The sequence below is a fragment of the Streptomyces sp. NRRL F-5122 genome (genome assembly GCF_001507435.1).
GTDB classification, from domain to species: domain Bacteria; phylum Actinomycetota; class Actinomycetes; order Streptomycetales; family Streptomycetaceae; genus Streptomyces; species Streptomyces lannensis.
In genome coordinates this window covers 17706-29003 of the sequence record NZ_LMWH01000255.1, presented here as the reverse complement: position 1 = coordinate 29003, position 11298 = coordinate 17706, and the positions used below count along the sequence as shown (strand labels likewise).

Annotated in this window: 8 protein-coding genes and 3 pseudogenes; 6 read left to right on the top strand and 5 right to left on the bottom strand. The window is 69.8% G+C overall.

Annotated elements, in window-relative coordinates; translation table 11 throughout:
* Positions 1 to 278: 278 nt before the first annotated feature.
* The 6 genes and pseudogenes from ADL25_RS50925 to ADL25_RS51955 all read left to right on the top strand — a co-directional run.
* Positions 279 to 721: pseudogene (locus ADL25_RS50925) on the top strand (integrase); the annotation flags it as partial.
* Positions 722 to 947: 226 nt separating this feature from the next.
* On the top strand, positions 948 to 2198 hold the full coding sequence (locus ADL25_RS33595; protein ID WP_059131682.1) for an MFS transporter: 1251 nt from the start codon (positions 948 to 950) through the stop codon (positions 2196 to 2198).
* Between the two features lie 189 nt (positions 2199 to 2387).
* Positions 2388 to 2558, top strand: a pseudogene (locus tag ADL25_RS50920) (integrase); the annotation flags it as partial.
* 424 nt (positions 2559 to 2982) lie between these two features.
* Positions 2983 to 3315 carry a hypothetical protein gene (locus ADL25_RS49975; protein ID WP_199839250.1) on the top strand — a complete coding sequence of 111 codons (333 nt, stop codon included), beginning with the start codon at positions 2983 to 2985 and terminating at the stop codon, positions 3313 to 3315.
* Between the two features lie 35 nt (positions 3316 to 3350).
* Positions 3351 to 3952 (top strand): annotated as a pseudogene (locus ADL25_RS33585) (2'-5' RNA ligase family protein).
* Positions 3919 to 4770 carry a thiopeptide-type bacteriocin biosynthesis protein gene (locus ADL25_RS51955; RefSeq protein WP_324614080.1) on the top strand — a complete coding sequence of 284 codons (852 nt, stop codon included), beginning with the start codon at positions 3919 to 3921 and terminating at the stop codon, positions 4768 to 4770. Before ADL25_RS33585 ends, ADL25_RS51955 begins: the two are co-directional and overlap by 34 nt.
* Before the next feature lie 1006 nt (positions 4771 to 5776).
* Here the strand turns inward: ADL25_RS51955 and ADL25_RS33575 are convergent.
* The 5 genes from ADL25_RS33575 to ADL25_RS33555 form a co-directional block, all read right to left on the bottom strand.
* On the bottom strand, positions 5777 to 6649 hold the full coding sequence (locus ADL25_RS33575) for an amidohydrolase family protein (RefSeq protein WP_059131698.1): 873 nt from the start codon (positions 6647 to 6649) through the stop codon (positions 5777 to 5779).
* A gap of 56 nt (positions 6650 to 6705) precedes the next feature.
* A complete protein-coding gene (locus ADL25_RS33570; protein WP_059131680.1) occupies positions 6706 to 7488 on the bottom strand; it encodes an SDR family NAD(P)-dependent oxidoreductase in 783 nt (260 codons plus the stop codon).
* Between the two features lie 77 nt (positions 7489 to 7565).
* Positions 7566 to 8531 (bottom strand): aldo/keto reductase, encoded by a 966-nt coding sequence (locus tag ADL25_RS33565; RefSeq protein ID WP_059131679.1) that lies wholly within the window; start codon positions 8529 to 8531, stop codon positions 7566 to 7568.
* Entirely contained in the window at positions 8507 to 9328 is an 822-nt protein-coding gene (locus ADL25_RS33560; RefSeq protein WP_059131678.1) for a dimethylmenaquinone methyltransferase, read from the bottom strand. The genes ADL25_RS33565 and ADL25_RS33560 overlap by 25 nt, the downstream gene beginning before the upstream one ends.
* Positions 9328 to 11298, bottom strand: coding sequence for a hypothetical protein (locus ADL25_RS33555; protein ID WP_059131677.1), 1971 nt, complete (start codon positions 11296 to 11298; stop codon positions 9328 to 9330). The genes ADL25_RS33560 and ADL25_RS33555 overlap by 1 nt, the downstream gene beginning before the upstream one ends.

The following is an 11298-nucleotide window of genomic DNA, read 5'->3' as shown; positions in this document are numbered from 1 at the left end:
TCGCCGTGCTGAGCCGCCGGCTCGGCAGCCGGCCACGGCTGTCCTGGCCGGACCAGCCATACTCGCCGCCCTCGCCCGGCACCTCCCCACCTCGCTGCGCCGCACCAGGCCGGTCACCCCCGGCACCCCTGCTCTCCTGTCACCGCCGCCTCGTCTGCTGGAAACGGAGAGAGAAACCGGCGACCACCGGCCGCCCACCCCGAGCAGCTCTGCGCCTGCCGAGAATGTCATCCATGCAGCTCAAGGGCTTGTTCGGTGCTGCGGCAGGATGAGCCCTCGTGTTGCTTCGCCTCGCCTACCCGACCATCACCAACGCATTCGCCGCGCTGCGGCTGCTACCGATGAGCGACCGCGACAAGGACACCGAGATCCTGGCCCTACGCCACCAGCTCACTGGGCTCGAGCGGCAACTCGGTGCGGAAAGGATCAAGCTCACTCCCGCGGACCGGGCCCTCCTCGCTGCCCTCCTGGTCCGCCCCGGCGTGGCCAGTTACGGCGCCTGCGGCTGCTGGTGCATCCCGAGACCATTCTGCGATGGCACCGCGATCTGATCAGGCGGCGTCACGGCAGGCTGAGTCGGCCCAAACGGCCCGGCCGCGCCCCGACCGAGCGTTCTATACGGCGACTCACCCTGCGGATGGCGCGCGAGAACAGCACCCGGGGTTACCGGCGCATCCACGGCGAACTCGCCACGCCCGGAATCCGGATCGCTCCCTCCACCAGTATCAACACGGCGCTTGACCAGCGCGGACGTAATTCTCGGCACGCACAGTCCCCCGTTGCGACATACGTCACTCTGTGCGCCGCCCCGCCCAGGAATGCGGAGCCCTCCGGCTGTGCTGTGTTCAAGGGGGTCGGCAGGCCGACCCTCCTTTTCCTGTGCCCGGGCGACGAGGCTCGGCGCGCAAACCCGATACACCCCCCTCCCGGGAAGGTTCCCCTGCGCTATGCCCCTGGCTCTGCTGGCCCTGGCTCTCGTCGCGTTCGGCATCGGGACGACCGAGTTCGTCACCATGGGCTTGCTGCCCCAGATCGCTGACGGTGTCGGCGTGTCCGTACCGCACGCGGGCAACCTCGTCTCCGCCTACGCGCTCGGCGTCGTCGTCGGCGCGCCCCTGCTGACCGGCATCGGCGCCCGCATACCGCACAAGAGACTGCTGCTGCTCCTGTCCGGACTGTTCGTCATCGGCAACACCGCCTCCGCACTCGCCCCCAGTTTTGGTCTGCTCTTCGCGGCGCGCGTCCTCTCGGGCCTGCCACATGGCGCCCTGTTCGGCGTGGGCGCCGTCGTCGCCTCCCGGCTGGTCGCGCCCGACCGGGCGGCCCGTGCCGTCTCGACCATGTTCCTCGGGCTGACAGTGGCCAATATCATCGGTGTTCCCGCCGGTACCGCCCTCGGACAGCAACTCGGCTGGCGGTACGCGTACATAGCGGTCGCCGTCATCGGCGTCCTGGCGTTCGTCGCCCTGTCCTGCCTGGTCCCGCACCAACCGCGCGGCCCGCAGTCCGGCATCAAGCACGAACTGTGCGCCATGGGCAACAGGCAGGTGGCGCTCGGCTTGGCCACAGCGGTCATCGGGTTCGGCGGATTCTTCGCCGTCTACAGCTACCTCGTGCCGATGCTGACCCACCTCACGGGGATCTCCGACTCCTCCACCACCCTGGTTCTCGCCCTGTTCGGCGTCGGCATGACGCTCGGCACCCTCATAGCGGGCCCGCTCACCGACCGGGCGCTACGCCCGACGCTCTATGTCGGGCTGACCCTGCTCGCCGTAGCGCTGGGGGCCTTCTACTTCGCCGTTCACAGCACGGTGCCCGCGCTCCTGACCCTCACGCTCATCGCCGCGCTGAGCGCGCTGATCACCACACCCGTCCAGATGCTGCTGATGGCCAAGGCGGACAAAGCGCCGACGATGGCGGCGGCCTCGAACCACTCCGCGTTCAACCTGGCCAACGCGGGTGGCGCCTGGCTGGGCGGCCTGGTCATCTCGGCCGGCTGGGGCTGGGCCTCGCCGACGCTGGTCGGCGCGGCACTGGCCCTGGCCGGCCTCGGCCTCGCCATCACTGGCGGCATCATGGACCGGGGACCTCGCCGCTCCGAGGTCGTCATCTCGTCCCCGCGCGACACCGAACACCAAGAGGCCCGAACCAGAAGGGCTGCACCGGCCTCGACGCAAGGGGACTCGGCCACCTCCTGACCAGCTGGTCAGCCACTCCCGCGCACCGGTCTGCGCCCTACGCCCACAGCAGGCCCAACACCCCGTGGGGCCACTGCCACTGGACCTCTGGGGTTCGCAAAGTCATCACTGCAGGAGAGCCTGCGTGCCGAGCCCTCGGCCGTGGCTGAGACGGTGCACGGGTGATCACCTCGCTGCCGTACCGGGGTACTGCGACGGCAACTCACCAGTCCGATCCGCTACGAGCCCGCCGACCGGTGCTGGCCGGCCGCGCTGTCGTCGCTGATACCGCGCCGCCGCTGGAGCAGCCTCTTCCCGGTCACGCCGGGGACGCTACTGGCCTGGCACCGAAGACTGATCGGCAGAAAGTGGGACTACTCCGGCTGACGCCGACACCGCGGGGTGCCGAGGCCAAGCCCGACAGGCAATCAAGGAATGCGAGCGGCGCCTCGCCCCGCTACCAGGCCACAACGAGACAAGGAAGCGGCGCAGAGGAAGCTCGGCTGCCCGCCATCACCCGGAAGACGGAACCCCCACTCGCCAAAACGAGATCCGGGCCCACGACCGAGAGACTTGGAGACATCGCACAACGCATCCACGCTGCCGACTCGCTTGCCAGGAAGCCGACGCCTGGTCCGAGCTGGGGGCACAGGACGAGGCCCTGGCAGCTCTTTCCCGCGCCGAAGACGCACGCGCGGCAATGAGGGGCCGGGACGAGATCGGTGGCATCTTTGCCTGCCAGCCAGCACGGCAAGAGAACTACGCAGCCGCGGTCCAACTGCGTGTCGGGCGCCCCGTCGATGCCTTGCGATCTGCGAACAGCGCCCTCACGCTCCTGCATGTGCAGCCGGTGAGGGCGTACGGAACCGAAGCGCAGATCCACATCAGCCAGGCTTCCGCCCATCTCGCCACCGGCGAAGCAGACGGAGCCTTCGAAGCCCTCGCCCCCGTTCTCGCCCTTCCGCCGGACCACCGTCTGACGCCGGTCACCCGTCGCCTCGGTGAGCTGTGTTCCGGTATCGGCAGGCCGCCCGCCGGCAGCACCGCGGTCGTCGGGCTGCGGCAGGCCATCGAAGAGTTCTGCCTGGACTCCGCTCCGCGGCATGTTGCCCTCTCGCCAGGGCAGGGTTCGGCCTGATTTGATCCCGGATTATGACGACGCAACCCGAGACCATGCGGAATCACTGGTGGTGGCGGCCCGGCTGGAGTGTGGGCCGCCGCTTCTACACCTGGCATCTGACGTTTGAGGGACAGGACGATGTGCACCGGCTTGCCGCCGAGTACAGGTCCGCGCTCGCGCCTCTCGGAAACTCCTCACGCCGATCCCCGACCAGTGGCTGCACCTGACCATGCAGGGCATCGGCTTCGTAGGTGAGACCAAAGAACAGGACGTTGACGCCATCGTCGAGGCAGCGCACGCGCGACTGGCTGCCGTCCCGGCCTTCGACCTACGGATCGGGCCGGAGGTGCTGGACCCCGAAGCGGTGTTGCTGCATGTCCACCCTGACAGCCCGGTCCGTGCCGTCCGGAGCGCCATCCGGAATGCCATCGGCGACGTCCTCGGAGAGATCCCGGAGAAGGCCGAGGGCTTCACACCTCATGTCTCAGTGGCCTACAGCGCCCAGGACGGACCCGCGTCGCCGATCGCACAGATCCTCGACGGCCTCAACCTCACGCCGGCCCAAGCACGCATCAGCAGCGCGGAACTCATCGTGATCCACCGAGACAACCAGATGTACGAGTGGGAGCCCTTCGCCAAGTTGCCTCTGGGCTGAGAAGGCATGGTGACACACGGGGTCTTGCCGCCTTCGGGCCGTACGACCCCGTGCCTAGACGGTATGTAGGTGCCGGTCGTGCGCCCGGGCCTCGCTCGCAAGTTGTCGTGGGTTGCCGGCCGGGCGCAGCCTGGCCGGTAGTGCCTACATTTGCGGGAGGCCCGGGCCCACGACCGGCACCTACATACCGTCTAGTCGCCGATGGACACCTTCAAAGGTGGCGGCCGGGTATCTACGAGCCGGAAACCGCAGCGTTCGGGGGTGCGGCCAGCATGACGGCCGCGCACGCCCTGTTCATCGCCGACAGCCGCGAGGCACAGCGATTGCGGCAACGCACCGATCTGCCCGTGGGGCCTCGGGAGCTGTCCGTCCTCCTTTGCACGAGCATGATGTGCGCCGCCGCACTGGAGTGGTACGAGCAGGGGGATGTCTGGCACCGCGTCATCACGGACGAGCACCGATCGGCCATCAACGATGTCTCGGCAGACCACCTTAACGCCCGCGCTCAGGAGATCCGGCCCCTGCTCTTCCGACAGCGATGCCCTGCTGCGCCCCGGCGGGCTGCTGGAGCCCGTCGCCGATTGGGCCGCGGCCTTCCGCGCGGCGGGTCAGGAACTCGACCGTGCGGTCCGGTCGAGGACGCTCGACCGAGGGCTGAGGCAGGTACTCAGCTACCACGTGATCTTCCACTGGAACCGGATCGGGCTGTCCATACGGGGACAGAGCATCTTGGCCTGGGTAGCCAGGGCTGCGATCCTGCACAACGAGAGAGGGGCATAGATCGCTGCGGAGCGCAATGCCTGGCACCGGCACGGTGATTCCGTTTATGGAGCGACGCCAGCCGTCGACGTTCCGGCAGTGGAATGGGCGGTTCACCGTGCCCTTCGAGGACATCTCGAGGGGCATGTTAGTGCCGTGTAACGGCTCCAAAGGGAAACGCCTGAGAGTGTCCGCGCGGGCGCCTTCACTCGAACGCATGAGCAGCCCATCTCGCTGGCAGTCCTCGAACCGGTGTTGAAGCGGATCCTCGTGGATAGCTTCCAGATGTTCCGGCCCAGCCCGAGGCCCTGAACGAGACCACCGGCGAGTACGAACCTGGTCCGGACGTCATCCTGTGGGAGGGCCTGGGCGCGGTGTTCTCCGCCGGCGGCCCCGGCTCGTCTGCCCTTACGGCGGACGGCTGGGGCAGGTCGAGGCCAACCGGCCGCTGCCTAGGACGTTCCCGCCGACAAGGGTCAGGAGCGCGAGGTGGTGTGGTGAGGTACGGGGCGAGTTGGGCTTCGAGGCTGCACGTCCTCCCCTCCGTGATCTCCTCCCCCATCCTGGACCCCAGCGGTGGGAGGCCGAGCGCGTTGCCCGCGGTCACTCGGTGCGGTAGCGGGCCTGGGGCAGCCGCCGGTGCACCACGAGTTCCTGGGCAACGTCGGCGTCACCTCCGGAGCGGCGTAGGTCGTTTCGACCGAGGTAAGGACGCTGGAGAGCAGCACGTCGTCGGAGTGGAGTCCGAGCAGCGCGTACGACCAGCCCCTATGATCCTCCCAGTCAGCCGAATCCCACCGTGGCAAGCTGTGCGGCTGGCATCCCACTGCAGGAGCACCGGCATCGCACGCCGTCGCAACCTCGTCCTTGCCGGACAGATCGACGGGACACGGCCACGGAGCCGGCTGACTCAGCTACTCGCTCGATTACGGAAGTTCCCGGGCGGACGGTGGACGCGAGGCCCTGCCGCCCCGACCAGCGCGGCGCGGGGTCGGACCGGGGCGGTGCTGCTCGGGTGCGGTGGGTGTTCATGCGCCGACGGTGCTGCTCGGGTGCGGTGGGTGTTCATGCGCCGCCGATCCCGTACCAGTGGCCGGCTGTGTCGCCGAAGACCGCATCGTGGTCGTGAGCGCTCAAATCCTGGGTGAGTGCCTCGGCGAGGGTGATCACCTCGTCGTAGGGAGCCGCGAGGAGACACACCGGCCAGTCCGAGCCGTACATGAGGCGATGTGGTCCCAGAACCGACAGCAGGACCTCCGTGTAGGGGCGCAAAGCACGCAAAGGGGGTGCGATGGTCCGGGTGACCAGGCCGGACAGCTTGACAGCGACATTGGGAGAAGCGGCCAGCTCGGTCATGAGCGCCGTCCAGGCGGACAGGCCGTCCGCGTCGATCACGGGATTGCCCGCGTGGTCCAATACGAAGCGGACTTCGGGCAGTCCGCGAACGGCGTGTACGGCGTCGGTTAGTTGATCCGGACGGACGAGCAGCTCGTAGACGAGCCCCGCAGCGGCCACGGCCCGCAGGCCGCGGCGAACGTCCGGCTGTGACAGCCAACCGGGATCGGTCTCGCTCTGTGTCGCGTGCCGGATACCGACGAGGGCCGACCCTCCCGGCCCGTCCCGTAGTGCGGCGAGGCGTTCCGCGACGGCGGCGTCGGCGAGATCGGTCCAGCCGACGACCGCCTTGACGTGCAGGTCCTCGGCAGCCAGGGCGAGCAGTTCGGCCGTCTCCTGCTCGGTGGGCAACGTCTGCACGACGACGGTGGCGTCGATCGCGTGCCGGTTCAGCGCCGGGCGCAGGTCGTCGGCTGAAAAAGTGCGGTTCAGGGCGGCGAGACCATGGGTCCAGGGCTGGTCACGGACGTTGAGGTCCCACACATGGTGGTGCGCGTCGATGCGCGGGGCGGGCGGGGCTCCCGGTGCGCGCCCCGCTTCTATGGGGTCGGGCTCAGTGGCCGGGGGCACCAGCGGAGCGGGGTGCCGTCCCGTGGCGCTCACTCCTCCCTCCGCAGCCGCAGGCCGTCCATTCCGCCGTCCACGGACAGGCACGATCCGGTGGTGGACGCGGCAGCGGGAGAAGCCAGGTACGCGATCGCGGCAGCGACTTCGTCGGCGCTGACCAAACGGCCGTGCGGCTGTCGAGCCGCCAGCATCGCGTACTCGGCCGCCGGGTCCAGAGCCCGCTCAAGAAGTCGGCCGATCCACGGGGTGTCCGCGGTGCCGGGGTTGACAGCATTGACCCGGATGCCGGCCGGCAACAGATCGGCGGCCATGGCCCGGGTCATCGCCACCACCGCTCCCTTCCCGGCCGAGTAAAGTACCCGCTGCGGCAGCCCGGCCGTGGCGGCGATGGAGCCGACGTTGACGACCGCCGCGTGTGCCGAGGCACGCAGGGCCGGCAGCACAGCCCGGGTCACCCGCACCATGCCGACGACGTTGGTATCCAGTACCCGGTGCCACTCCTCGTCGGAATTGTCCTCGACCTTCCCCTGCGCCCCGATCCCCGCGTTGTTGACCAGGACGTCGAGCCCGCCCAGCACGGAGACCGCCTCGTGGACGGCGGCCACGACCGCGGCGTCGTCGCGAATGTCGGCGCGCAGGTGGGCGGCGAACCGCCCGGGAACCTGCTCGGCCAGGTCGAGTACGACCACACGTGCCCCTTCGGCGATCATGAGCCGGGCGGTGGCCAGGCCAATGCCCGAGGCGCCGCCGGTGACCAGAGCGGTGAGTCCGCCGAACGTACCCCCGTCATGACCTGCGGAACGAGTCGATGTCATGTGCGGCACCTTCCTTGGGTGGGTTTCCGGTTGCTGCCGTACGGCGGCGCACGGCTCTTGTCCGGTGCACGGACCGCTCAGGGGACCGGCGTGGCCGAGTCCAGCAGCCCCGCCTCGCGCAGCTGCGCCCACATCTCGGCCGGAATCGGGTGGCGGGCCAGTTCCAGGTTGCCCGCCACCTCCGCAGGCGATACGGCACCAACGACGACCGAGACGACGGCCGGGTGCCCGAGAGGGAACTGCTGGGCCGCGGCCCTGAGCGGCACGTCGTACCGGGCGCACACCTCCCGGAGGGCCAGCGCCCGGCGCAGCACCGCGTCCGGGGCGGGTTGGTAGTTGTACGGCGCGCCCGGACGGGGGTCGGCGAGCAGGCCCGAGTTGTATACACCGCCTGCAACGACCCTGACACCTCGCGAGGCGCACAGGGGCAGCAGGTCGCCGAGCGCCGGCTGCTCGAGCAAGGTGTACCGGCCGGCTATCAGCACCACGTCCAGGTCGGCCCGCCGTACGAGTTCCGCGAGCGGCGCGCTGTGGTTCATCCCGGCTCCGACGGCGCCCACGACACCCTCGTCCCGCAGCCGCAGCAGGGCCGGCACCGCGTGCCTCACCGCCTCGTCCAGGTGCTCCTCCGCATCGTGCACGTGCACTACGTCGAACCGGTGGACGCCAAGACGCTTCATACTGCCCTCGAGACTGCGCAGTACGTCGTCACGTCCGAAGGCGGGCCGGGGCGCCGTGCCCGCACCGATCAGCCAGCCGACCTTCGTCGCGAGCTGCACCCGCGCCCGGTCCACGGTGGCCAGTGCCTGACCGACCCGTTCTTCGGACAGGCCGTCGCCGTACAGAGGTGCCGTGTCCAGCAGCGTCGCACCGAGCTCGACACTTGTATGCACGGTGGCCATCGCGGTGTCCGGATCCACGTAGCCGTAGAGGTTGCCGATAGGGGCGCAGCCGAGTCCGAACGGGGGCAGGGCGGGCCGGCCGCCCTGCCCCCGTTCGGACCGGTCCTGGCTGGCCCTCAGTTCTCCCGTGCCGCGCGCCATTGCTCGAACTCCTCCCTGCTGTCCGGGGTCAGGGGGTAGTAGTCCGACAGCCGTGCCCCCGCGTCTATCCGTGTGCGGCTGAACTCCTCCCACTGTTCGTGGTCGAAGGCACTGTCGATGACCTGCTGGGCCGTCGACACCGGGACCACCACGGCGCCGTCGTCGTCCGCCACGACCAGGTCGCCCGGGAGGGTGAGCACGCCTCCCGCTGCCACGGGCACGTCGTACGCCCAGGGAAACAGTTCGGACTGCGACGCGTAGTGCGGAGTGCTGCCCGTGCACCAGATGGGAACGCCCAGCTGCCGCACTCGGGGCGCGTCCCGGATCCGCCCGTCTACGACGATGCCGGCACCGCCCCGGCGCTTGAAGTAGCGCACCAGCATGTCGCCCAGGCATCCGGTGAAAGCACTGCCGTAAGCCTGCACCACGAGGACGTCGCCCGGCTGAACAGCCTCCAGCACCGCCCACAGGGCGGTGCTGCGCTCGACGTACTCCTGCGCCAGGCCGCTGGCCACGTCCTCGCGCTGCGGCATGAACTGCAGGGTGCGGGCCGGGCCCGTGATCTTGTTGCCCGGCTGCAGGGCGGTCGGCCCGGCCATGTAGGTGCGCCGGATGCCCAGTTCGTGCATCTTGGCGCAGGCGGTGGCCGAGCTCACCCGGTTCAGCCGCTGCACCAGTTCGTCGTCGGGTCGCTCCCACGGCTCGCCGCGCACCGGAAGGTCCCACACGGGGGGAGCCTCGGGGCCGGCGTAGGAACCGGCGTCGGGGCCGGCAGAGTGCGGAACGGTCGCTGCCATCAAGGTCTCCGGAAGGTCGTGGGGGATGGGTGATGGGTGAAGGGGCGGGCGTGGAGCTGCATGTTTAGGCGCAGTCGGATGCGGCGCCCCGGGGGCAGGGTGACGTGGAGACTGTTGTCGTGTACCGGGGCCGAGTCGCCGATCTCCTCACCGGCCGGCAGGTGGTAGTCGTGGGAGTCGCCCGGGTACCGGCCGTCCCCGCGGTTCCAGCGCGCCGAGGTAATCAGGTGCTCGCCGAAACCGCCCGCCAGCAGCCGCAGTCGGCGCGTGTGCACCGCACTGACGTTGACCAGGTGCACGGTGGTGCTCCCCGCGTCGAGGTGTTCGACGAGGGCCGCGACGTCGGGAGGCAGGCCCGGGCGCGCGGTGACCAGATCGTCGTAACGGATCCGGGTGAGGGGCAGACCGCCGTTGTAGAGGGTCTGCGGTGCTCCGGTGGTGAGCTGGGTGAGCACCTCGGTCACCACCGGGTTGACTCGCTGCCACCGGTGCAGGTCCTGGTCGTCCGACCCGGGGGTGTCGGCCGCGATGAGGGCTGCCCGGTGGGACACCTGTGCCAGGGCCATCCGCAGTGCCCGCTCGGGGTAGTCGGGGTTGTCGCCGTCGAGGTAGGCCAGCCACGGAGGTTCGTGTCCGGCCTCCTCCTTGTCACGGAAGGCATGTACGGTGTTCCACTCGTAACCGGAGTGGGCGCGAAGCGCCTCCAGGCGTGCGCGGTCCTGATCCTGCATGCCGAACCACCACAGCCAGGTCCAGTAGGCGACTTGCGCGGGCTGATGGTCGAACCACCCGTCCGGGCCCAGGCGGGTAGGTAGCGCGTTGACGGTCCGCCCGTCACCCAGGCCCACGGCGTGGGCCCAGCCGGGACGGCGGGTGGCGTGGCTGTCGAACGGCATGCCGGTGCGGCGCTGGTCCCACACCTGGTCCAGAGGCCGCCGTGCGAGGTCCAGCCGGTGGGCACCGCCGTCCACCATTCCGGCACTGATGGCCCCCACCAGCGCGGCCGCGCCGACCGAATGCACACCGTGTGGCCAGGTCCAGCCGTAGTGGCCGCCGAACCAGCGGCCGTCGTGGTACTCACCGACCCGGCCGGACAGGCCGACGTTGTCGGGCATGGTGCCCAGTGCGTCCGCTCTCTCGCGCCAGGCGTCGACGTACTCCAGCACCCAGGCCGCCAGGTGCGGGTCGTGGTCGTAGAGCCAGGCGTTGACGACGAGAGCGGCGGCCGCGAGGTTGACCGCAGTGTCCCCGCGGCCCAGGCGCTCCCGCATGTGCCGGCCCATCCGAGCGGCGTTGTCCCCGTGGGCCAGGTCGTCCCACGTACGGACGCCGGGCACGTCACGCAGGGGCAGACCGTAGGGCCGCATCGTCTTCTGCTCATGACCGAACCGGTCGTCCCACTGGGGTCCGAGACCGGGCCGCGGGCCGTCCGAGCCGTTGTGCGGAGCGCGCAGGGCACGGATGCCGGCGTCGTAATTGCCGGTGTCGCTTCCGGGGAGGTACTGCTCGGCGAAGCGGACGGCCCGTTCCCTGAAGCGCCGGTCGGTGGGGTCCGCGGCGCAGATGCCGTAGAACATCAGCAGCGCCTCACCCTGGTGGAACCAGTCGTATCCCCGCTCGAACTCGTTCCGGTACAGGCCCAGTTCCGTGAGCTGCCGGGTCACTCCTTCCCAGTGGTGTTTCGCAGCAGGCAGCAGGTCGTCAGCGCCGCCCAGGCGGTACAGAGCGGGCCAGTTGAAGAACGCTTCGTAGAAGTCGTCCCCGCCGTCCCGGTCGACGAGGGCGCCAGAGAAGCGCAGCCGTCCGTCGGGCTCGGTGTAGCGGTCTCTGAACAGCCGCCACGCGGCGTCGAGTTCGTCGAAGAGTCGGCGCTGGAGCACGGCCCAGGTGGGAGGTGGTCCGGTGGGGACGGAGGCGGTGATCTCGATGGGCGCCGAGTAGGCCGGGGTGGCGCCGTCGTGTGCGGTCAT